This window comes from Aeromonas sp. R2-1, from assembly GCF_040908425.1.
Lineage (GTDB): Bacteria > Pseudomonadota > Gammaproteobacteria > Enterobacterales > Aeromonadaceae > Aeromonas > Aeromonas caviae.
In genome coordinates this window covers 113,951-136,021 of record NZ_JBFODR010000030.1, presented here as the reverse complement: position 1 = coordinate 136,021, position 22,071 = coordinate 113,951, and the positions used below count along the sequence as shown (strand labels likewise).

16 protein-coding genes are annotated in these 22,071 nt (G+C 64.3%); 12 read left to right on the top strand and 4 right to left on the bottom strand.

Annotated features, from left to right (window positions below; translation table 11 throughout):
* Positions 1-4,184: retention module-containing protein (locus AB5Y80_RS10820; RefSeq protein ID WP_368172916.1), on the bottom strand; the 4,184-nt coding region annotated here is incomplete at its 3' end.
* 93 nt (positions 4,185-4,277) lie between these two features.
* Positions 4,278-4,634 (bottom strand): hypothetical protein, encoded by a 357-nt coding sequence (locus tag AB5Y80_RS10815; protein ID WP_323910229.1) that lies wholly within the window; start codon positions 4,632-4,634, stop codon positions 4,278-4,280.
* A gap of 286 nt (positions 4,635-4,920) precedes the next feature.
* Between AB5Y80_RS10815 and nrfA the strand changes: the two genes are divergently transcribed.
* From nrfA to AB5Y80_RS10760, 11 genes are all read left to right on the top strand, one after another.
* Positions 4,921-6,363 carry an ammonia-forming nitrite reductase cytochrome c552 subunit gene (gene nrfA, locus AB5Y80_RS10810; protein WP_368172915.1) on the top strand — a complete coding sequence of 481 codons (1,443 nt, stop codon included), beginning with the start codon at positions 4,921-4,923 and terminating at the stop codon, positions 6,361-6,363.
* Between the two features lie 51 nt (positions 6,364-6,414).
* Complete coding sequence (nrfB, locus tag AB5Y80_RS10805; RefSeq protein ID WP_368172914.1) at positions 6,415-7,008, top strand: cytochrome c nitrite reductase pentaheme subunit; 594 nt, start codon at positions 6,415-6,417, stop codon at positions 7,006-7,008.
* Positions 7,005-7,697 carry a 4Fe-4S dicluster domain-containing protein gene (locus AB5Y80_RS10800; RefSeq protein WP_368172913.1) on the top strand — a complete coding sequence of 231 codons (693 nt, stop codon included), beginning with the start codon at positions 7,005-7,007 and terminating at the stop codon, positions 7,695-7,697. The genes nrfB and AB5Y80_RS10800 overlap by 4 nt, the downstream gene beginning before the upstream one ends.
* An 87-nt stretch (positions 7,698-7,784) precedes the next feature.
* Entirely contained in the window at positions 7,785-8,738 is a 954-nt protein-coding gene (gene nrfD, locus AB5Y80_RS10795; RefSeq protein WP_368172912.1) for a cytochrome c nitrite reductase subunit NrfD, read from the top strand.
* 174 nt (positions 8,739-8,912) lie between these two features.
* Positions 8,913-10,874, top strand: a complete 1,962-nt coding sequence (gene nrfE / locus AB5Y80_RS10790) for a heme lyase NrfEFG subunit NrfE (protein WP_368172911.1) — start codon at positions 8,913-8,915, stop codon at positions 10,872-10,874.
* Positions 10,871-11,482: a DsbE family thiol:disulfide interchange protein gene (locus AB5Y80_RS10785; protein ID WP_368172910.1), complete on the top strand. Its 612-nt coding sequence runs from the start codon at positions 10,871-10,873 to the stop codon at positions 11,480-11,482. Before nrfE ends, AB5Y80_RS10785 begins: the two co-directional genes overlap by 4 nt.
* A complete protein-coding gene (nrfF, locus tag AB5Y80_RS10780) occupies positions 11,479-12,669 on the top strand; it encodes a heme lyase NrfEFG subunit NrfF (protein WP_368172909.1) in 1,191 nt (396 codons plus the stop codon). Before AB5Y80_RS10785 ends, nrfF begins: the two co-directional genes overlap by 4 nt.
* 350 nt (positions 12,670-13,019) lie before the next feature.
* Positions 13,020-13,940 (top strand): serine hydrolase, encoded by a 921-nt coding sequence (locus tag AB5Y80_RS10775; protein WP_029314613.1) that lies wholly within the window; start codon positions 13,020-13,022, stop codon positions 13,938-13,940.
* Positions 13,941-14,101: 161 nt separating this feature from the next.
* Positions 14,102-14,242: a DUF2256 domain-containing protein gene (locus AB5Y80_RS10770; protein ID WP_080944260.1), complete on the top strand. Its 141-nt coding sequence runs from the start codon at positions 14,102-14,104 to the stop codon at positions 14,240-14,242.
* Positions 14,242-15,762, top strand: coding sequence for a cryptochrome/photolyase family protein (locus AB5Y80_RS10765; RefSeq protein WP_368172908.1), 1,521 nt, complete (start codon positions 14,242-14,244; stop codon positions 15,760-15,762). The genes AB5Y80_RS10770 and AB5Y80_RS10765 overlap by 1 nt, the downstream gene beginning before the upstream one ends.
* Positions 15,763-15,915: 153 nt before the next feature.
* Entirely contained in the window at positions 15,916-17,169 is a 1,254-nt protein-coding gene (locus AB5Y80_RS10760; protein ID WP_368172907.1) for a D-amino acid dehydrogenase, read from the top strand.
* A gap of 76 nt (positions 17,170-17,245) precedes the next feature.
* Here AB5Y80_RS10760 and AB5Y80_RS10755 read toward each other — a convergent pair whose 3' ends face one another.
* Positions 17,246-18,370, bottom strand: coding sequence for an HPP family protein (locus AB5Y80_RS10755; RefSeq protein WP_368172906.1), 1,125 nt, complete (start codon positions 18,368-18,370; stop codon positions 17,246-17,248).
* 177 nt (positions 18,371-18,547) lie between these two features.
* Here AB5Y80_RS10755 and AB5Y80_RS10750 point away from each other — a divergent pair, with 177 nt between their 5' ends.
* Positions 18,548-19,660 carry a glycosyltransferase family 9 protein gene (locus tag AB5Y80_RS10750; protein WP_368172905.1) on the top strand — a complete coding sequence of 371 codons (1,113 nt, stop codon included), beginning with the start codon at positions 18,548-18,550 and terminating at the stop codon, positions 19,658-19,660.
* A 94-nt stretch (positions 19,661-19,754) separates the two neighbouring features.
* On the opposite strand, the gene metE is transcribed toward AB5Y80_RS10750, so the two are convergent.
* Positions 19,755-22,019: a 5-methyltetrahydropteroyltriglutamate--homocysteine S-methyltransferase gene (gene metE, locus AB5Y80_RS10745; protein WP_160839232.1), complete on the bottom strand. Its 2,265-nt coding sequence runs from the start codon at positions 22,017-22,019 to the stop codon at positions 19,755-19,757.
* Positions 22,020-22,071 lie beyond the last annotated feature (52 nt).

Below are 22,071 nucleotides of genomic sequence, written 5' to 3'. Positions count from 1 at the left end.
GGCAGGGTCACCGTCAGCACCAGGGTGCCGCTCGCAGTCACTGCCTGGAAGCTGTGGCCGTTGCTGCCCGCCACCTCTTGCCAGGTGAGGGTCTCACCATTGTGGGTGATGGCCTTGCCACTCCCATCCACGACCTGGCCCGAGAGGGTCAGCCGCACGTCCACCACGGGATCGGAGTCCGCCGTGATGGTCAAGGTGCCGGTGGCATGCTGATCATCGCCGGTCTGGTTGTTGCCGGCGCCATCGAAGCGCCCTTCACTCACCGTCACACCGGTCAGGTTGAGGGTCGGTTTGTCCCCTTCCGAAATGCGGATGTTGAGGGTACCCGTGGTGCTGTCGTTGTTGCCGCTGCCCTTGTCGCTGTCGACGATATTGAGCTTGAACGGCAGGTCGGTGGCGGTGCCACCGCTCTGGTGAACCCCCTCGAACAGGGTCACCTTGTAGTCAAAACCGTTGCTGGCGGCATTGTCCAGCTTGCCCACCAGTTCGACCTGAAGCACCTCGACGCGCTGGCCATTGACTTCCACATAGCCCTTCAGCACCTGGTTGCCCGGGATGCTGGCATCGCCGTCGACCAGCTCGTATTTGACGCTCTGCCCCAGGGCGGTCAGGGCCGGCTGCTCACTGATGTCGGCAAACGACACCTCGCTCACCCGATCCGAGCCCGCATTGACCTGGAAGTGGCCGGTGCCGGTCAGGGTATTGCTGCCGTCGAGCCCACGCTCATCCAGGCTCACTCCGCTGCCCGCCACGAAGTGCGGCGCATGGCCATCCTTGATGGTGAGCGGTAAATCGGTGGAGACCCTGTCCCCATCCTTGTCGGTCAGGGTGACGGTGAGCGGCAGGTCGAGGGACTCGCTCCCCTGGTGATCCAGCTCGGCCCCCAGGGTCACCTTGGCGGTGACGCTCCAGTTGCCGTTGCTCTCCACCAAATCCAGCTCGGCCCGCAGCACCTCGCGGCCGTCCGCGCTGGTCCCCACCAGATCGCCGTTGGCATCCAGGGTGAAGGTCACCGGGCTGCCGTGGCTGCTGTACTTGCCATCCAGGCTGCCTTGAATGGCTGCGATGTCGAACTTGAGGCTGCTCGTGTCGAGCGCATCAGCCCCGTGGCTCACGGTGAAGCTCATGGCGCTCACCACGGCGCCGTCCCCCTGGTTCGCCTCCGTCATCTCGGTGCCGGTCACGGCGCTGATGACCGGATTGGCCCCGTCGCCGATGGCAACGCTCAGGGTGGAGGAGACTTTATCTCCGTCACTGTCGGTCAGGGTGAAGCCCGCCTTGAGCAGACTGTCTGCACTCCCCTGATCCAGCGGCTGGTTCAGGGTGAAGACGTAGTGACCGTTCTGATCCAGCGTCAACGTGAAGACGTTCTGGCCGTTGACGGCGCCGCTGATGCTGTTGCCGCTGATGGTGATGACCACGGGCTGGCCGCCGCTGGTGAGCCCCTGCAGGCCAGGCTGGCTGGCATCGAATACGATGTTGACCAGGGGATCGGCCCCGGCGGTGATGGCCAGATCCCCGGTGAGGGTCTGGGCTGCGCTCCAGTCGCTGTCCTCCACCAGGGTGAGGGAGACGGGGTCGACCTGGGGCAGCACGCCGTCGGTGATATGAATATTGAGGGTGCCAAGGTTGCTCTTGTCCCCGTCAAAGTCGGTGCCTTGCACCTGCAGCCCCAGGTTGACGCTGTTGGTGCTGACCGGTTGATCCAGCACGCCGTCGAGCACCACCTGGTACTTGCCATCCAGCCCCAGGGTCACGGTCAGAATGGTCTTGCCGCCCGCATCCAGCAGGGTGATGACGTTGCCGTTGACCTGATAGTGAGTCGGCTGGCCGCCGCTGGTGAGGCCATTCAGGCCGGGCTGGCTTGCCTCGAAGTTGAGCGACACGAGGCGGTCGCTGCCTACACTCACCGGCAACTGGCCATTCAGGGTCTGGCCCGAGGCCCCTTCCTGCAAGGTGACCCCGCTGTCGATGCCAAGGCGGGGATCCACACCGTCACTGATGGAGACAACCAGATCGGCGCGGGTCTCGTCGCCGTCTATCTCCTTGGCGGAGACGGTGAGCCCGAGGGAGAGCTGGTCGCTGCCCTGATGATCCAGAGGCCCATTGAGGGAGACGGTGACATTGCCGCCGATATCACTGCCCTGTTGGCTGGCGGTCAGCTCGGCCTTCAGCACCTCGACCCGCTTGCCATTGCCATCCAGGTAATACCCCGTCAACAGGCGATCGCCGGTGAATTCGAAAGTCAGCACATGACCGTCGCTGCTGATGCCGCTGCCGTTGAGACGAGCCAGGGTTGCACTCTGATCCGCGAAGACGGCACTTGTTGCCACCAAGGGATCGGACTGATGGCCCACCACGAACTGGCTCTGTCCCACCACCGCCGCCGGATTGGTGAAATCATCTTCCGTGAGGCTGATGGGGGCGATGGTGAAGTCCGGCGGTGTGCTGTCCACCAGGTTGACGGTGAGATTGGCGCTCACCCGATCCCCGTCGCTGTCGCTGTACTCCAGGGCAAAGGGCAGGCTCAGGCTATCCTGGCCGTGATCCAGGCTCTGGTTCCAGACGATGCGATAGCTGCCGTCGTTGGCCAGGGTCAGGGTGAAGACGGTCACGCCCCCCGCGCTGGCGGTGAGGGTCTGGCCGCTGACCTGGTAGGCGAGCGCCGTCCCGTGGCTGGTCAGGCCAAGCTGATTGAGGGCACCTTGATCGGCGGCAAAACTCACCTGCAGGTTGCCATCAAGCCCGGCTCCGGTGTGCAGGGATCCGGTGGCACTCACCGGCCCCTTGGCGAGATCCGCCTCGGAGAGGGTCAGGGTATCGCTCTGACCGATGAGGGGAGCCCCGTCGATCACCCGGTTGCCCGCCAGATCCGTCACCTCGGCGCGTACCTCGTAGGGGCCCTGGATGCTGGAGAGATCCAGGCCTCCCAGTTGCCAGCGGCCGTCACTGCCCACCAGGGCACTGCCGTTGAAGAGGGTCTGGCCATTCTGGCCAATCAGGGTGATGGTCACCCGCTGCCCCGCCTCCACGTCCGTGGTACTGCCGCTCAGGGTGACCTTGTCATGGCCGAGAATGCTGTCGGTATCGAGATCGTCGATGTCGATGGCGGCACGGGTATCCACCGTCACCGTCAGGGTGTCGCTGGCCCGGTTGCCCGCGATGTCCACCGCATCGACGCGAAAATCATGGGCGCCATCGGCCAGGGTATCGGGGATCTGATATTGCCAGTTGCCGTTGCCATCCACGGTGAGCACGGCCATCACCTTGCCTTCCAGGGTCAGGGTAACGGTAGCGCCAGGCTCCCCCTTCCCTTGTAGCAGCGGTGTGGTGTCGCGGGTCAGATCATCGGTCTGGCTGGTGCCGGTGTCGCTCTCGTCCGCCAAATCCAGGGTAATGGTGGTGATGGTGTCGAGCAGGGTCTGGCCGGTGTCGCTGGCCCGGTTGCCAGCCGCGTCTTGGGTATCGGCCTGGATGGTCAGGGGGCCGTCCACCAGTTTGCCGGTGACGTCGCCGAAGTTTGCCTCCCAGACGAAGCCGGGCAGCACTACTGTGGTGGTGGTCAGGCGGTTGCCATCCTGATCTATCAGGGTGACGGTGACGGTCTGGCCGACTTCCACATCCTCGACAAAGCCGCGGATGATGACGCCGGTCGCCTCGTCGGCATTGATGATGTTGTCGTCGGTCTGGGGCTCTGTGATGGTGATGGCCGCCAGCAGATCCTGATCTTCGGCATAGAGCAGCTCGTCGCCCGGCTGACGCGCCTCATGGCCGGTGTCAAACCCCGCCTCGGCCAGGGTGTACTCACTGTTGAGATCCACCACCACGAAACCGCCGGCGCTGGAGCCGACCACACCGCCAGCGGTGCCCGCGCCCGGATTACCGGCGGCCGTCTCTGCAAACAGCTCGGTTGGGTCGGCCCCCTGGCGGATGGCCTCCTGGAGGCTCGCCAGCTCGGCATCGGCACCGGCGGGCAGTGCCGCCTCGGGCTGGGGAGGCTCAGGGCGTTCGCTGCCCGCCTCCGCCAGCTCCACCTGTCCGTCGGATTCGGTGAGCAGGCGCATCCCGGGCTCCAGTTGCATGCCAGGGGTGGCACGGCGCAAAGAGCCGTCCGCATCCATCACAAACACGGCGCCCTCCACCTTGGCAATAAGAGTCGGTTTATCGATTCGCAGCTCGGCCATATATCCTCCAACGGGTAAACACAGACTTCCCAGCACATGAAGCGTAAAGGGAAAGTCTCCGTGACAGGCGGCTATTTTACCGTCAATCACCCCCTATAACCCTTCGTCATTTTCGATAATATCGAAAGTAAATGCCGCCAACCGTCCTATTAAATTCAATAACACGCTACCAGGCCGCGAATATGCTGGAATAAAGCCCTTAATTTCTCTTTTATAAAAATAGATGGCTCTCTTGGCACCCATTTCTACGACAGCTTCTGTCACAGAGCCCCTTGACAGGGGCCATGGGGATGGAAAACCGAAGCATCGCCCCTCCTTTTTCAAGCCAAAAATTGAATTTAAATTCAATAAAATCGGTTCACTCTCTCCCGTCATGCGCTGTATCTGCCCGCAGCCTCTTGCCCTGCTCCCCTCGCCAGCATGATGAACATCGTTTTTACCTATTTTCATCAAAAGAGAACGGGTGGAAATAACCCTCGGATGAGGTTCAATAATTCCACCTGGATCGCACTTTTAGCATCCCTCATCCCCCTCAATTGATCTAGCGCAACTCCCACGGGGATAAATGATTATCCATTTTACCCATTTGGTATTATTCCCCCGAGCAATTGCATAAACACCGATTTATATGCAGCCATAACAATGGATCGGCCTGCCATGCCCGTCGATGATGAGCACAGATGTCCACACCAAGATGGAACGGTCAGGCCCGACATGGACTTTTTATCTGGGAGTGATGACCGTGGGTTCATATGACAAGCTATTTCGACCAGGGCTGGCGGCCCTGTTGCTGACCGCCCTGCTGGGCGCAGGCAGTCTGGCGCAGGCAGACGACAGTGCCCCCAAGGGCAAGATCGAGGCGCGCAGCGAGCTGTTCGCCAAGGATCACGCCGATCAGTTCACCAGCTGGAAAGGCACCAGCGAGAGCCGCGAGCGCACCGATGCCCTGGCGGAAGATCCGCAGATGGTGGTGCTCTGGGCCGGCTACCCCTTCTCCAAGGATTACAACAAGCCGCGCGGCCACTTCTATGCGCTGACCGACGTGCGGGAAACCCTGCGCACCGGCGCCCCCAAGACTGCCGAAGACGGTCCGCTGCCCATGGCCTGCTGGAGCTGCAAAGGCCCGGACGTGGCCCGCGTCATCGACGAGAAGGGTGAGGATGGCTACTTCAAGGGGATGTGGGCAAAAGGCGGACCGGAAATCGTCAACACCATCGGCTGCGCCGACTGCCACGACACCGCCTCGAAAGAGTTCAAGGAGGGCAAGCCCGCCCTGCACCTCTCCCGTCCCTATGCCGACCGGGCCATGACCGCCATCGGCAAGCCGTTCAAGGAGCAGGGGCGCTTCGATCAGCAGTCCCAGGTGTGCGGCCAGTGCCACGTGGAGTACTACTTCAGCGGCCCCACCAAGGCGGTGAAATTCCCCTGGGACAAGGGCACCACCGTTGAGCAGATGGAGCAGTATTACGATGAAATAGGCTTTGCCGACTGGACCCATGCCCTCTCCAAGACCTCCATGCTCAAAGCCCAGCACCCCGAGTACGAGACCTGGCGCGCCGGCATTCACGGCCAGAACAACGTCGCCTGCGTCGACTGCCACATGCCCAAGGTGCAGAACGAGCAAGGCAAGGTCTACACGGATCACAAGGTAGGCAACCCCTTCGATCGCTTCGATCAGACCTGCCGCAACTGCCACACCCAGAGCAAGGAGATGCTGCAAGGGGTGGTCAAGCAGCGCAAGGACGCCGTCACCGAAATCAAGCTCAAAGTCGAGAAGCAGCTGGTGCACGCCCACTTTGAAGCCAAGGCCGCCTGGGATGCCGGCGCCACCGAGGCCGAGATGAAGGACATTCTGCAAGACATCCGTCACGCCCAATGGCGCTGGGACTTCTCCATCGCCTCCCACGGGGTGCAGATGCACGCCCCGGAAGTGGCGCTGCGCATGCTGGGAACCGCCCTGGACAAGGCCGCCGACGCCCGCACCAAGCTGGCACGCCTGCTGGCCGCCAAGGGGATCAGCCACGAGATCGCCATTCCTGACATCTCCAGCAAGGAGAAGACCCAGGCCGCTCTTGGCATGGACATGAAGCAGATGAACAGCGACAAGGCCCAGTTCCTCAAGACCACTGTCCCCGCCTGGGATGCCGAGGCCAAAGCGGCCGGACGGCTCGCACAATGACGAGGCATGCGGGCCCGCAGTGTCGGGCCCGCAGCCGGATGGAGGCTTCCTATGGGTGATTTAACAATGGATTTCTTACGACTGATGCTGATGGCAGCCATGCTGCTGACCAGCCTGCAGGGCCAGGCGGCCGATGCGGCAACCGCCCCGGCACCGACTACACATGAAGTGGAATTTCTGCGCAGTGCCGACAAGGCCTGCACCGACTGCCACAAGGAGCAGGTCGAAGGCATGCACGGCAAGCACGGCCAGGCAACCAACCCCAACAACCTGGCGCCGGTCACCTGCACCAACTGCCACGGTCAACCCTCCCCCCAGCACCGGGAAGGGGTCAAGGACGTGATGCGCTTTAGCGACAGCTTCAATGACAAACAGAGCACCGAGCGCTACCCCATCGCCGAGCAGAACGGGGTCTGCATGAGCTGTCACGAACCCAAACCGCTGCGCGAGGCGCTCTGGGCCCACGACGTGCACGCCACCAAGCTCACCTGCACCAGCTGCCACCAGCTGCACCCGGCCAAGGAGCCCATGGTGGCGATTCCGGAGAAGTCCCGCATCAAGCTCTGCGTCGACTGCCACAGCAAGCAGCATGAGGCCGTCAAGGCGGCCAAGGCGAACACCACCTCGGGCAAGGAGGCACAATGAGCTGCTCTCGCCGTCACTTCATGGCGGGGATGAGTGCGGGGGCCCTCATCATGATGACGGGGGCTGCTCGTGCCAGCACCCGCCCCCTTGCCACCACCCTCGCCCACAGCCAGACCATCGACGGGGTACGCTTTGGCATGCTCCACGACGAGACGGCCTGCATCGGCTGTACCGCCTGCATGGATGCCTGCCGGGAGGTGAATCAGGTGCCAGAGGGGGTCTCGCGCCTCGAGATCATCCGATCCGGCCCCATCGGCACCTTCCCCGATGCCGAGTACCACTTCTTTCGCAAGTCCTGCCAGCACTGCGACAACGCTCCCTGCGTACACGTCTGCCCGACCGGTGCCTCCCATATCCGCAAGGAGGATGGCATCGTCGACGTCAACCCGGATCTTTGCGTCGGCTGCATGTACTGTCTGGCCGCCTGCCCCTATCAGGTGCGCTTTATCAACCCTGTGACCAAGGTGGCCGACAAGTGCGACTTTTGCCGCAAGACCAACCTGGCGGCGGGCAAGGAGCCGGCCTGCGTGGAATCCTGCCCCACCAAGGCGCTGGTGTTCGGCAATCTGGATGATCCGGACAGCCCCATCGCCAAACGGCTGCTGAAGGAGACCACCTATCGCTACAAGCAGGCACTCGGCACCTCGCCCAAGATGTACCGCGTGCCCAAAGGGGAGATAAAGTCATGACGATGCAAGAGGCGTTTCACTTCCCTTCCTTCGTGTGGGGATTTGTCCGATCGCCATCTACCGCAGTAACAGAAGGAGGAATGGATCATGTTGCGTGACGCATTTCACTTCTCCTCGCTGGTGTGGGACTGGCCCATCGCCATCTATCTCTTTCTGCTCGGCATCTCCGCCGGGGCCACTACCCTCTCGGTGCTGCTGCGCCGCAAGGGGGCCGGCAGCGAGAGCGGCATCATCAAGGCGACCGCCATTCTGGCGCCGGTGAGCGTGGTGCTGGGGTTACTGATCCTCATCTTCCACCTGGCCCGCCCCTGGACCTTCTGGAAGCTGATGTTCCACTACCAGTTCGACTCCGTGATGTCGATGGGGGTCATGCTGTTCCAGGTCTACATGGCGGTGCTGTTCGCCTGGCTGGCGGTGGTATTTCGCTCCGAGATCGAGACCTTGCGCCGTCACCTGCTGCAAGAGAAGTTCGCCTTTGTGGATGATCTCATCGCTTGGCTTGCCCGCATCGAGCGGCTGCTGGCGCCGCTCTTGCTGCTGCTTGCCGTGCTGTTGGGGGCCTACACCGGCTTTCTGTTGTCGGCGCTCAAGACCTATCCGCTGTTGAACAACCCGGTGCTGCCGGTGCTGTTCCTCATCTCCGGCGTCAGCTCCGGCATCGCCTCCACCATCTTGCTGGCGGTCACCCTGTTCAAGGAGAACCATCACAGCCAGGGGGTGAGCTTTGTCCACCGCTTCGAGCGGCCGGTGCTGGCGGTGGAGGTGTTGCTGCTGGTCTGCTTCTTTACCGGCCTCTACTTCGGTGGCGGCCAGAAGGAGGCAGCCATGTGGGCCGCCATCGGCAGCGGCTTCTGGGCTCAGGTGTTCTGGCTCGGGGTGGTGGGCATCGGTATGCTGCTGCCCCAGTTGCTGGCCCTGCTGGCCCCGGCGCCACTGCGGGCCAAAAACGGCTATCTGGTACTGGTCTGCAGCCTGACCCTGGTGGGGATCCTGCTGCTGCGCTACTTCGTGCTCTACGCCGGCCAGATGACGGTAGTTTAAAGGTATGATCACCAGCGCCAGCCACCCTCGGGTGACTGGCGCTGGTTTGTTGCTGGCCCAATGAATTTCTGGTGATGCCACACCCGTTGCTTGGCAATGTGTTCCCCCAAAGGGAGACGACGCGGCGTGTGTGGCATGACATGAATGACATCAAAGATTGATCCTGGAGGTTGTGTGCTGGCGGAGCTCGGCTATCTCTCACTGTTGCTGGCGACCGGGCTCGCCCTGCTGCAAGGCACCCTGCCCTGGCTGGGGCTGCGGCTCGCCTCACGCCCGCTGCTGGGCTGCGCATCACCGCTGGCCCTCCTGGTCGCGCTCCTGCTCGGGGCCGCCCTGCTGCTGCTCGCCGGCTGTTTTGGCCAAGATGACTTCACCCTGGTCTATGTGGCCCAGCACGCCAACAGCGCCCTGCCCCTTGGCTTCAAGCTGGCGGCCGTGTGGGGCGGCCACGAGGGCTCCATGCTGTTCTTCGTCTTTGCGCTGGGGCTGTGGGGCGCTCTGGTAGCTCTTTGCTCCAGGCGGGTCGATCCGCTGATCCGCACCCGGGTATTGGCCATCATGGGGCTGATCGTCGGGCTGTTCGGCCTCTATACCCTGATCTTCTCCAGCCCGTTTGACCGCCAGTTCCCGGGACCGCTGGAGGGGCGCGATCTCAACCCCATGCTGCAGGATATCGGCCTCATCATCCACCCGCCCCTGCTCTATCTCGGTTACGTCGGTTTTGCGGTCAACTTCGCCTTCGCCATGGCGGCGCTACACTCGGGCAGGCTCGATGGCGCCGTGGCCCACTGGAGCCGCCCTTGGGCGCTCGGCTCCTGGATGTTTCTCACCGCCGGCATCGTGCTGGGTTCCTGGTGGGCCTATTACGAGCTCGGCTGGGGCGGCTGGTGGTTCTGGGATCCGGTGGAAAATGCCTCTCTCTTGCCCTGGCTGCTCGGCACCGCCCTGCTGCACGCCCTGGTGGTGTGCGAGAAGCGCGGGGCTTACGGCCACGCCGTGCTGCTGCTCTCCATCTTTACCTTTTCGCTCAGCCTGCTCGGTACCTTCGTGGTGCGCTCCGGGGTGCTCACCTCGGTACACGCCTTTGCGGTCGACCCCAGCCGCGGCCTCACCCTCTTGTTGCTGCTCGGCTTGCTATTGACCAGCGCCCTCACCCTGTTTGCCCTGCGCGCAGACATTCGCGCCCCCTATGCCCGCTTTGGCTTGCTGTCAAAAGAGGGACTGCTCGGCGCCGCCATCCTGCTGCTTTGCGTGGCCTGCGCCAGCGTGCTGCTCGGCACCTTCTACCCCATGGTGTTCCAGTCGCTCCATCTGGGCTCGCTCTCGGTGGGCGCCCCCTATTTCAATACCATCTTCGTGCCGCTGGCCCTCTGCCTGATGGCGCTGATGACCCAGCTGCCGCGCCTGCGCTGGCAGCATCTGGCAGCCCAGCGCCGCATCACGGTGCTGCTCCCATGCCTGTTTGGCCTGCTGGGGGGCACCTTGCTGAGCCTCGCCTATCCCGAACCGCTGCGGGCAAGCTGGCAGGGGCTTGCGGCCAACGTGCTGAGCCTCTGGCTGATGGCCAGCCTGCTGCTCCCGCTCTTGCAACCGGTCGCCCTGCGCGAGCTCACCCTCAATCGGTTCGGCAGCCTGCTGGCCCACCTCGGGGTGGCAGTGTGCGCCCTCGGCATCGCGCAGGTGAGTCACCACAGTCAGGAGGGGGGCGCCGTACTCGCCGCAGGCCAGCCCTATCGACTCGGCGCCTTCGAGTTTCGCTATGAGGGGTGCGAGCCGATCATCGGCCCCAACTACACCGCCGAGCGCATCACCTTGAGCGTGCATCGGGAGGGCCAGGAGGTAGCCAGGCTCACCCCGGAGCGGCGTCACTACAGCGTGCGCACCATGAACATGAACGAGCCCGGCATCGCGTGGGGGCTGTTTGGCGATCTCTACGTGGTGCTTGGCGAAAAGATGGGACCCGGCGCCTATGCCATGCGGCTGCACTACAAGCCGCTGGTGCGCTGGATCTGGCTCGGTGGCCTGTTGATGATGGCGGGCGGCGCCCTGCGCCTGCTCGCCCGCCGACCGCTGCTGGCTAACCATCCTGCGCCAGCGACCGTCCCCTGCCCTCGGCTTGAACAGGAGACCTTATGAACGCCCGTCTGCGCCTGTTCGTGCCGCTCGTGCTCAGTCTGGGGCTCAGTGCCCTGCTCTGGCTCGGCCTTGGCAACAACCCCTACAGCCAGGATGAGGCCGTCGCAGGGCGCACCCTGCCCGCCTGGCAGAGTGACGATCTGTTTGGTGGCGCCCCCATCCACACCGCGGCACTCAAGGGGGAGCCCTTTGTGCTCAACGTCTGGGCCAGCTGGTGCCCCAACTGCCGCGCCGAGCATCCGCTGCTGGGTGAGCTGGTCAGCGCCGTGCCCCTTTATGGCCTCAACTACCGGGACAAGGTAGATGCCGCCCGCGCCTGGCTTATCCAGGCGGGCAACCCCTATCGCGCCGTGCTGGCCGACCCCGACGGCCGACTCGCACTGGAGCTCGGCGTCTACGGCACGCCGGAGACCTATCTCTTCGCCGGCGACGGCACCCTGCTGACCCGTCATACCGGCCTGCTCACCCGGGAGATCTGGCAACGCCAGTTTGCCCCCCTGCTTGCAAAGGCCCGCAGCAACACCGCTCGCCAGCCCGAAGTGGAAAGAGAAGTGGAGAGAGAAGTAGAGAGAGAAGTAGAGAGACAAGTGCGGGAGAGCAAGCCATGAGCCGTCTCGGCCACGCCCTGATCGCACCGCTCTTGCTGGCCTTGAGCCTCGGGGCCCTTGCCAGCGGGGTCGATACCTATGAGTTTCGCCACCCCGAGCGGCAGACCCGCGCTCAGGAACTGGCCCGCGCCCTGCGCTGCCCCCAGTGTCAGAACCAGAACCTGGTGGAGTCCAACTCCCCCATCGCCCGGGATCTGCGGCTCGAGGTCTACCGCTGGGTGGACGAGGGGCAGTCTGATGAGCAGGTGATCGCCCGCATGACGGCGCGCTTCGGCGACTTCGTGCGCTACGATCCCCCCTTCAAGGCCGGCACGGCACTGCTGTGGGGCGGCCCCGCCCTCTTGCTGTTGCTGGCGCTCCATCGCCTGCGCAGGAGCCTGCATCGCCGGCAACCGGCGCGGGTGCCGCTTGTCGGCGACAGAGCCGAGGGGGCGCTCGCTCACGACCCCAGGGCCGAGCTGAACCGGCTGATCATGGCCAAGCAGCAGGCGGGGCTTGCCCCCCACAGCCGCCTCTACCGGGAGCTGGAGCTGGCCCGCCTCGCCAACGCCACCCCACCTGCCGAGCAGGCCCTGCGCGAGCGGCTGGTAAGAGATCGCACCGCTCGTCCGCAGCCCTGGCTGCGCTCCTGGATGCTGCTTGGGGGCCTGCTGCTGGCGCTGATGGCAGGTATTTATGCCGGCACCGGCCGCTATCAGGCGTGGCAGGCTTATCAGTCGCGCCCCGATCCGCTGGCGGGATTGAGCCCGCGGGATCTGCAGGACAAAGAGCTGGGCGCCCTGCACCAGCGTCTGCAAGCCAACCCCGCCGATCTCGACGGCTGGGCGGCGCTCGGCCAGCTCTATCTCTATCGAAACGAGTACGCCAATGCCCTGCTCGCCTACCAGCGCCTCGCCCTGCAAGAAGGGGGCGCCAGCGCGGCGACCCAGGCCGCCCAGGCCACCGTGCTCTACTACCAGGCGGGCCAGCAGCTCACCCCGGAGGCGCAGCACCTGTTGGGTAGCGCGCTCAAGCAGGACAAGGGTGAGGTGAGCGCCCTGATGCTGCTCGCCTCCGATCACTTCCTGCACGGCCGCTACTCCCAGGCCATTGCGCTGTGGCAGCAACTGCTCGATGAAGAGCGACCCCGTATCAACCGGACCGCGCTGATCGAGGCCATTCAGACCGCGCGGATGATGGGAGGATGACGCGGGGCAAAACGGCGATAATGCAGCGGGCCATCTTCCCTGCCGGGCGCCGTTTTTATCGCCATGATCGCCATTAACGACCCCTTCATCATTCCAAGACGCCGAAAGGTGCGAAAAGAGTCGTCATCCCGCCCCTCGCCAGCATATAGTGCGCCCCCGTGGTGGCGTGTCTGGCATGGCCTGGCAGGCCTCTATGACTCCCTTTTGCGGGCCCAATAGCCCCGATGCGGGGGATTTCAAGGTGCGCTGGTCCATAAAATGGAAATATCCGGCCACCAGACGTTGTGAAGCGTCAATTACCGTCATATAACTTAGCCAAATGTCCCTGTGAGTCGTAGTAGAGTCAAATCATGAACCTTCGTCCTTTTCTTCCCTTGCTGCTCGGCGCCTTCCTCCTTCCCGCCAGCATGGAAAGCGCCCATGCCAACCCGTTTTCTGCGACCTCTTCTTCCACCAACAGCCTGCTCGAACCCCGCAGCAACCTTCCGCTGAGATCCGATGCCTACGTGGTCGTCAACCCGAAAACCGGCGAGACACTGGCAGAGCGCAACGCCAACCGGGTGATGTCCATCGCCTCCATCACCAAGCTGATGACAGCGCTGGTGGTACTGGATGGCAATCAGCGCCTCAACGAGACCCTCACCGTCACCATGGATGACGTGGACAGACTCAAGGGCACGGGGTCGCGCCTCGCGGTGGGCTCGCGCCTGAGCCGCGCCGACATGCTGCACATCGCACTGATGTCCTCTGAAAACCGCGCCGCCTCCGCCTTGGGACGGCACTACCCGGGTGGCCGCAAAGCCTTTATCGAGGCAATGAATGCCAAGGCCCGCATGCTCGGCATGTGGAGCACTCATTTCGCCGACAGCACCGGGCTCAACCCCCGCAACGTCTCCACCGCACACGATCTCGCCAAACTGGCTGCTGCCGCATCCACCTACCCGCTGATCCGCCAGTACACCGCCTCCGAGCAGCGTCTGGTACGCAACGGCAAGCGCCAGCTGCACTACCTCAACTCCAACCGCCTGGTACGGGAAGGAAGCTGGCCCATTCTGGTCTCCAAGACCGGTTATATCCGCGAGGCGGGGCGCTGCCTGGTGATGGGAACCCGGGTCAACAACGAGCCCGTGGTCATGGTGCTGCTTCACGCCAACACCACGGATGAACGGGTCGCCGATGCCAGAAAGATCAAGAGCTGGCTGGAAACCTCGGGCCGCATGACCCTGACGGCGCAGTCCACTCCCCAGCCCAGGCTCTTCAGCAGCCAGTAACGGCTACGAGAACAAGGGCCCCCGAACCGGCAGGTGCGGGGGCCTTTTTCATGAGTGGCAATCCCCCCCTGCTGCCTCTTTCTGCTCTCCCAGTGATCCCGACCGTATGGTGCTTCGTTAAGGAGGCAGAGAGAAACCAAGGGCATCAACAGGGCCGCCACATGCACCTCAAACCCCATCTTCCCGAGAAGATCTGTCCCGTCTGCCAACGTCCTTTTGCCTGGCGGCGCAAGTGGGCCCGCTGCTGGCAGGAAGTGCGCTATTGCAGCGAACGCTGCCGCCGTCGGAAGGAGCACCCCTGATGGAGCTGCGCCTCATTCTCGGGGATCAGCTGAACGCAGGTCACAGCTGGTTTCGCACGCCGGATGCCGCTGTTTGCTACCTGATGGCGGAGCTGCGCCAGGAGACGGACTACTGCCGCCACCATCGCCAGAAGGTGCTCGCCTTCTTTGCCGCCATGCGCGCCTTCGCCGCCGCTCTCACCCAGGCGGGCCACCGGGTCTGCTACCTGACTCTCGATGAGAGCGCCCCCTGGCCCGATTTGCCGAGCTTGCTGGCGGCCCAGCTCGAAGCGCATCAGGCCGAGCGCTTCGCCTGGCAGAGCCCGGACGAGTGGCGCCTTGCAAGCCAGCTGACCCAGTGGGCCTCAGGCCTTGCCATCCCGACCGCTGAGGTGGACAGCGAACATTTTCTCACCCCCCGCGATGGCTGGCGACGCTACCCCCACAGCCGGATGGAGTTCTTCTACCGCGCCCTGCGAAAGCAGTACCGGGTGTTGCTCGATGAGCGCGGCCAGCCCCTTGGGGGGCGCTGGAACTTCGATGCCGAGAATCGCGCCAAATTGCCAGCGAGCCAACCCATCCCGGCGCCCCTCACCTTTGCCAACGAGGTGAGCGACATCGATGCCATGCTGACCCGCCACGGCGTCGCCACCATTGGCAGTGCCGATGCCGACGCCCTGCCCTGGCCCGTCACCCGGCGCCAGAGCCGCGCACTGCTTGAACACTTCCTTGCACACTGCCTGCCCCACTTCGGTCGCTATCAGGACGCCCTGAGCGAGCGGGGCTGGAGCCTGTTCCACAGCCGCCTGTCGTTTTCCATGAACAGCAAGATGCTCCATCCCCTCGAGGTGATCCGCGCTGCGCAAGCTCACTGGCAGGCCAATCAGGCCACCATTTCCCTGGCGCAGGTGGAGGGGTTCATCCGCCAGATCCTCGGCTGGCGCGAGTTTGTCCGCGCCCTCTACTGGGAAAAGATGCCCGAGTATCGGCGCACCAACTTTCTCGGGGCCGAGCGACCCCTGCCCGGTTTTTTCTGGAATGGAGAAACCAGCATGGCCTGCGTGCGTCACGCCATTCGACAGTCTCTGGAGCACGCCTATGCCCACCATATCCAGCGGCTGATGGTGACCGGCAACTTCGCCCTGCTGGCGGGGATCCACCCTGACGAGGTGGATACCTGGTATCTGGGCATCTATGTGGACGCCATCGAGTGGGTGGAGCTGCCCAACACCCGCGGCATGAGCCAGTTTGCCGATGGCGGCCTGATGGGCAGCAAGCCCTACGCCAGCAGCGGCGCCTATCTCGAGCGGATGGGCCACTACTGCAAGGGGTGTCACTATCAGGTGAAGGCCCGCAGCGGGCCGGACAGCTGCCCCTTCAACAGCCTCTATTGGCACTTTCTTTGGCGCAACCGGGACAAACTTGGCAACAACCCTCGCCTCGCCCTGCCCTATGCCAACTGGAATGGCCAAACCACAGAACAGCAGCAAGCCATCCTGACGACGGCAGAGCATCATCTGCTCCACCTGGAACGGCTCTGAATCGACCGGATTTCATGCCAGAAAGTGAGCAAATGACAACATTGAGAGCCAGTTAACAAAATGTGAATAGCGATAACCACCAATGACATCGACACCAGTTGAATATCCTGTGGCGGCTGATTAAGGTGGAGGCCCCAGTCAAGGAGAGACAAGATGGACATAGTGGTACTCGGTGGTGGCGTGGTCGGTGTGACCAGCGCCTGGTATCTGGCCAAGGCCGGTCACAAAGTGACCCTGCTGGAGCGGCGTGACGGGGTGGCCCTTGAAACCAGCCATGCCAACGCGGGTCAGATCTCCCCGGGTTATGCTTCCCCCTGGGCTGCCCCCGGCATTCCCCTCAAGGCCGCCAAATGGCTGCTGCAAAAGCACGCCCCCTTCACGGTGCGGCCCACCTCGGACCCCTTCCAGCTGCGCTGGATGCTGAAGATGTTCGCCAACTGCACGCCGGCGGCCTATGCGGTCAACAAGGGGCGCATGGTACGGCTGGCCGAATACAGCCGCGACTGCATGAAGCAGTTGCGGGGCGAGCTCGCGCTCGACTACGAAGGGCGCCAGCTCGGCACCCTGCAACTGTTTCGCAGTCAGGCCCAGCTCGATGCCAGCCAGCGCGACATCGCCGTGCTCGAGGAGTACGGCGTCCCCTATCAGTCTCTGAATGCCGACGGCTGCGAGGAGGTCGAGCCCGCCCTGGCAAGGGTGCGTGGCAAGATGGTGGGGGGCCTGCGCCTGCCGGGAGATGAAACCGGTGACTGTTTCCGCTTCACCCAGGCCCTGGCGGACGAGGCGCGTCGGCTCGGGGTGAGCTTCGTCTTCAACTGCGCCATCGACGAGGTCGAGATCGCGAAGGGACGCGCCGTGGCGGTCCGTGCCGGCGAGCAGCGCTTCCAGGCCGACGCCATCGTCTGTGCCCTCGGCAGTTATGGCACCGGCTTCCTGCGCCCCCTCGGAATTGAGCTCCCCGTCTACCCGGTCAAGGGGTACTCCCTCACCCTGCCGATGACGGATGCCGAGGGCGCCCCGCGCAGCACCGTGCTGGACGAGACCTACAAGGTCGCCATCACCCGCTTCGACGAACGGATCCGGGTGGGCGGCATGGCCGAACTCTCGGGCTTCAACCTGGCGCTCAACCCCAGACGCCACGATACCCTGGCCATGGTGGTGAGGGATCTCTTCCCCCAGGGGGGGGATCTGGAGCAGGCCACCTTCTGGACCGGGCTGCGCCCCATGACGCCGGACGGCACGCCCCTGGTGGGCCCAAGCCCCATCCCCGGGCTCTGGCTCAATACCGGCCACGGTACCCTGGGCTGGACCATGGCGGCAGGATCGGGCCAGTTGCTCAGCGATCTCATCTCGGGCAATACCCCGGATATCAGCGACGAGGGGCTCACCCTGGCCCGCTACGGCTAGGCGTTGGCCACCCGTCTGTGCAAGTCTGCGAAAAAAGAGGGCGTGCCAGGCACGCCCTCTTTTTTCTTGCCCCTGGCTATGACAACACTGGGGTCGCCTCCTCGCTCGTCAGTCCGGGTTTCAGGGCCAACGTGAAGAGCGCCGCCACCATGTCGGACTGGGTGATGATGCCCACCAGCTGCTCCCCCTCCACCACCGGCATGTGGTGCAGCCCCCCGTCGGAGAAGGCCTCCACCAGATCGTAGAGAGGCTGGTAGCGCCGCGCCGTCTGCACCTCCCGGGTCATCAGATCCGCGACCTGCTGCTGCTCAAGGGCCTCCTTCGCCCTCGGCTGGTGACCCGCCCGGTCGATCATCAGGTCGTGCAGGGTGATGATGCCGACCAGCCTCTCCCCCTCATCCACCACCGGCAGCGCCTTGATCTGGTGGTGGGAGAGCAGATGCCACGCCTCCATAGCGAGCGCCTGTGGCGTCGTCACGACGAGATCCCGCGACATCACATCCTGGCAACGCACCGTCCCCACTCGCCCCCGCAGGGCGTGAAGCTGGGCCTCCTGCAGCAGCTCCTGCAGATCCTGGCGGCTGATGTCCAGCAGTTCCCCGTGTTTTTCCAGGGCAAAGTCGATGTCCTGGGTGGCGAGTCGGGCACTCGGCTGGGGATCCGCCGTCTGGTGGCGATTGGGCGCCGCCTTGCCGCCATGGGGATAACGACGCCCCAGAGCGCGGTTGTAGAGGAGCCCCAGACTCAGCAGCAACAGGGAGTTGAGCAGCACCGGCAGCAGCACGTAGCCGACCCCGAGCGCCCGGATCCCCTCGCCGCCGATGACGGCGGTCAGGGCCACGGCGCCGCCGGGCGGGTGCAGGCTGCGGGTGAGGAACATGGCGGCGATGGCCAGCATCACCGCCAGGGCCGAGGCGATAGCCATATCCGGCACCAGGCTCGCACTCAATACCCCCATCAGGGCCGACACCCCGTTGCCCACAAGGATGGACCAGGGCTGGGCCAGGGGGCTGGCCGGGGCGGCAAACAGCAGCACGGCGGAGGCCCCCATGGGGGCGATGAGCCAGTGCACCTCGAGCCCCAGCCCCCAGCGGCACAGCAAGGCGGTGCCGAGCAAGCCGACGAAGGCGCCAAGGGCGCCGTAACAACTCTCTTTGACGCTGGTATTGGTCGATACCGGCAAAAAATCCCTGAACTGCATGGTGCTCCCGCGGACGATAACATTTATTTCAAATGCGCAATTCTAGCCACTTTCCCCCGTCCCGCACCAGCACCCCGCTCCGCCATGGCCATCATCCGCACGCTTTTTCCCTTCTTAACATTGTCTTAAGAGTCCGCTGGCACCCTCTACACCATCCCAACACTGGAGCCCAACGGTATGACTCACCTCAACGATGCCCTGCGCCGCTTCGACGGCCAACGCCGGGTCTGGACGGCGGGACTGGAGCGAACCCTGCTCGGCTGGCTTGCCAGTCGCAGCGCATTGCCGCCCTCTTCGCAGGCACCCCGCCGGATCCTGGTCATTCGCAGCACCAACCGCATCGGCAACAACCTCTTCCTGCTGCCCTTCCTGCACCAGCTTCATCGCGCCCATCCCCACGCCGAGCTGGAGCTGGTGTGCAGCCCCACCACCCTGCTCCCCTTCCTGGCCGATCTGCCCCTGCGGCGCATTCATCAGATCCGGTTGCAGGGCAGACACCTGCCGGGCGCCCTCTCGGCACTCTCGCGTCTGCGCCGCCAGCACTACGACAGGGTCTACGTCCCCTTCGCCTCCAGTACGGATCACTTCATCGCCGCCTGGGTACAGGCCCGTGAGAAATGCGGCTTCGACGATGGCCATGGGGATCTCATCTTCCAGCGTCCGCGGGCTGCGGACAGTGAGTGCCACTACGCCCACCAGCCCCTGCAACTGCTCGGCATACCGGGCAATCCGGCCGAACCCATCCCCCTTGGCAGCCTGTTGCAGGGGCCAAGCCCGGCCTTGAGTGCGCTGCGACGAGCCCATCCTGGCCGTCCTCTGATCGGCTTTTTCACCGGCGCTCGCAAGGGCAAGGGGCTCTCCCTGCCCCAGTGGCAGCGGTTGCTTGGGGATCTGCGCCGTCACAGCCCGGATGCCCTGCTGATCCAGCTCGCGGATCCCGCCGCCCCCGAGCACCCGCTCGGGGACGTGCACGTTTCCCTTGGCAACATGGGGGAGCTGGCCCGCTTCACGGGCGGCCTCTCCCTCTTCGTCAGCGCCGACACCGGTCCCCTGCACCTGGCTGCCGCCAGCGGTGTGCCCTGTCTTGGCCTCTTTACCCAGACCGACCCCGCCCGCTACGGGTGCCTGGGCGCCCAGCACCTCAATCTGGTGATCGAGGATCGCAATGCCATCCCCCTCGACCGCCAGTGGCTGGCCGAGGCGCTCGCAAGCGCCCCTCACCCGGTGACGATGTCGGTTTCCCCCACCCGCTACCAGCCCGCCTCCCGCCCCGCCCTGCTCCCCCTCTAGGGAGCGGCCATGCACAAAAAGAGGGAAGGCTGTCGCCTTCCCTCTCTCGTCTTGATGACACTCACCGGGCGCTCGTCCGGGTGAATGGAAGCCCTCAGGCCAGCTCGGCGCGCAGCGCCCGGGTGGCATCGACCATCACCTTCAGGGCAGCGGTGGTCTCTTCCCAGCCGCGGGTCTTGAGGCCGCAGTCCGGGTTCACCCAGAGCCGGTCCGCCGGGATTTGTTGCGCAGCCTTGCGGATGAGGTCTTCAATCCAGCCCTGGCTCGGTACGTTCGGCGAGTGGATGTCGTAGACGCCCGGGCCGATCTCGTTGGGGTAGTTGAAGCGCTCGAACGCTTCGAGCAACTGCATCTGGCTGCGGCTCGTCTCGATGGTGATCACATCCGCGTCCAGCGCCGCCACCGCCTCGATGATGAGGTTGAAGTCGCTGTAACACATGTGGGTGTGGATCTGGGTGCTGTCCACCACCGGGCTTGCGCTCAGGCGGAAGGCGCGCACCGCCCAGTCGAGATAGGCCTGGTGATCCTGCTTGCGCAGGGGCAGCCCTTCGCGGATCGCCGGCTCGTCGATCTGGATGATCTTGATGCCGGCGGCTTCCAAGTCAGCCACCTCGTCGCGAATGGCCAGGCCAATCTGCAGGGCGGACTGCTCGCGGCTCACGTCTTCCCGCGGGAAGGACCAGCAGAGAATGGTCACGGGGCCGGTCAGCATGCCCTTCACCGGCTTGTCGGTCAGGCTCTGGGCAAACTTCGTCCACTCAAGGGTCATGGGGGTCGGACGGTCGATGTCACGGGTGATCACCGGCGGCTTGACGCAGCGGGAGCCATAGCTCTGTACCCAGCCAAAGCGGGTGATGGCAAAGCCGTCCAGCAGCTCCCCGAAATACTCCACCATGTCGTTGCGCTCCGCTTCACCATGCACCAGCACGTCGAGCCCGATGGCCTCCTGGCGCTCGATGGCATCCTTGATCTGGGCCTGGATGCCCGCCTCGTAGGCCTGGTCATCGATGCGCCCGGCACGCCAGTCCTGACGCAGCACCCGGATTTCAGAGGTCTGCGGGAAGGAGCCGATGGTGGTGGTGGGCAGGAGCGGCAGCTTCAGATCCGAGCGCTGCGCGTCGGCACGCACCGGGTAGGCGCTCTGGCGATCGAAGTCACTGTTGGTCAAGCTGGCGAGGCGCGACTGCACCGCTTTCTTGTGAACCCGGCTGTCGGACTCCCGATCCACGATGGGCTGGCTGTAAGCCTCGATTTTGTCCAGGGCGCCACCGTCCAGGTAGTCGGACAGCAGCCCCAGCTCATAGCACTTTTGCAGGGCGAAGGCGAACCAGCTGCGGGTCTGGGGATCCAGCTCGTGCTCCAGGGTCAAATCCACCGGGCTGTGCAGCAAGGAACAGGAGGAGGCCACCCAGAGGCGCTCGCCAAGCTTTTCTTTCAAGGCCTTGAGGGTCGGCGCCAGCTTGGCCAAGTTGGCACGCCAGACGTTGCGGCCGTTGATGACACCCGCCGAGAGTACCCACTGGGCCGGCAGGTGCGGGACCAGGGTCTCGAGCTGCTCGGGGGCAGCCACCAGATCCAGGTGCAGGCCGTCCACCTTCAGACTGGTGATGATGTCCCGCTGATGGGCCACGGACCCGAAGTAGGTGGTGAGCAGCAGCTTGCAGGGGCCGCTCAGGCGCTCATATGCCTTGAGGTAGGCCAGGCGCCACTCGTCCGGCAGGTCCAGCGCCAGGGCCGGTTCGTCGATTTGCACCCACTCCACCCCCTGGGCCGCCAGTTTGGCCAGGATCTCCTGGTAGACGATCAGCAGGCGATCCAGCAGTTCGAGGCGGGAGAAGCCGCTCTCTTTCTCCTTGCCAAGCCAGAGGTAGGAGACGGGACCCAGCAACACCGCCTTGACCGGCAGCCCAAGGGCCTTGGCTTCTTCCACCTCGTCAAAGAGCTGGCTCCAGCCCAGCTTGAAGCGCTGGTCACGGTAAAATTCCGGCACCAGGTAGTGGTAGTTGGTGTTGAACCACTTGGTCATCTCGGCAGCCGCCGCCGCCGGGCCGGTCGGCGCACGGCCACGGGCCACACGGAACAGGGTGTCGAGGTCGGTGTCGCCGTGGCGGTGACGGGCAGGCACGGCGTCCACCAGCAGGCTGGTACCCAGCACCTGATCGTACCAGGCAAAATCCCCCACCGGCAGCAGGTTGACCCCGGCGGTACGCTGGGCCTGCCAGTGGCGCTCACGCAGGCTCTTGCCCACGGCGACCAGCTCGGCCTGGGTGGTTTCGCCACGCCAGTAGGATTCGAGGGCAAATTTCAGTTCGCGCTTGGCGCCGATACGGGGAAAGCCCAGGGTGTGTGCGCAGGTCATAGGTTCCATTCCTTATGCTCGTTTATCTGATGAGGATCTGGATTGTTTGGCC

Excerpts from the sequence above, each read along its gene's own strand:
- AB5Y80_RS10815 (WP_323910229.1), bottom strand. The coding sequence starts at position 4,634 with ATGAAAATAGGTAAAAACGATGTTCATCATGCTGGCGAGGGGAGCAGG.
- nrfA (WP_368172915.1), top strand. The coding sequence starts at position 4,921 with ATGACCGTGGGTTCATATGACAAGCTATTTCGACCAGGGCTGGCGGCC.
- nrfB (WP_368172914.1), top strand. The coding sequence starts at position 6,415 with ATGGGTGATTTAACAATGGATTTCTTACGACTGATGCTGATGGCAGCC.
- AB5Y80_RS10800 (WP_368172913.1), top strand. The coding sequence starts at position 7,005 with ATGAGCTGCTCTCGCCGTCACTTCATGGCGGGGATGAGTGCGGGGGCC.
- nrfD (WP_368172912.1), top strand. The coding sequence starts at position 7,785 with ATGTTGCGTGACGCATTTCACTTCTCCTCGCTGGTGTGGGACTGGCCC.
- AB5Y80_RS10785 (WP_368172910.1), top strand. The coding sequence starts at position 10,871 with ATGAACGCCCGTCTGCGCCTGTTCGTGCCGCTCGTGCTCAGTCTGGGG.
- nrfF (WP_368172909.1), top strand. The coding sequence starts at position 11,479 with ATGAGCCGTCTCGGCCACGCCCTGATCGCACCGCTCTTGCTGGCCTTG.
- AB5Y80_RS10775 (WP_029314613.1), top strand. The coding sequence starts at position 13,020 with ATGAACCTTCGTCCTTTTCTTCCCTTGCTGCTCGGCGCCTTCCTCCTT.
- AB5Y80_RS10770 (WP_080944260.1), top strand. The coding sequence starts at position 14,102 with ATGCACCTCAAACCCCATCTTCCCGAGAAGATCTGTCCCGTCTGCCAA.
- AB5Y80_RS10765 (WP_368172908.1), top strand. The coding sequence starts at position 14,242 with ATGGAGCTGCGCCTCATTCTCGGGGATCAGCTGAACGCAGGTCACAGC.
- AB5Y80_RS10760 (WP_368172907.1), top strand. The coding sequence starts at position 15,916 with ATGGACATAGTGGTACTCGGTGGTGGCGTGGTCGGTGTGACCAGCGCC.
- AB5Y80_RS10755 (WP_368172906.1), bottom strand. The coding sequence starts at position 18,370 with ATGCAGTTCAGGGATTTTTTGCCGGTATCGACCAATACCAGCGTCAAA.
- AB5Y80_RS10750 (WP_368172905.1), top strand. The coding sequence starts at position 18,548 with ATGACTCACCTCAACGATGCCCTGCGCCGCTTCGACGGCCAACGCCGG.
- metE (WP_160839232.1), bottom strand. The coding sequence starts at position 22,019 with ATGACCTGCGCACACACCCTGGGCTTTCCCCGTATCGGCGCCAAGCGC.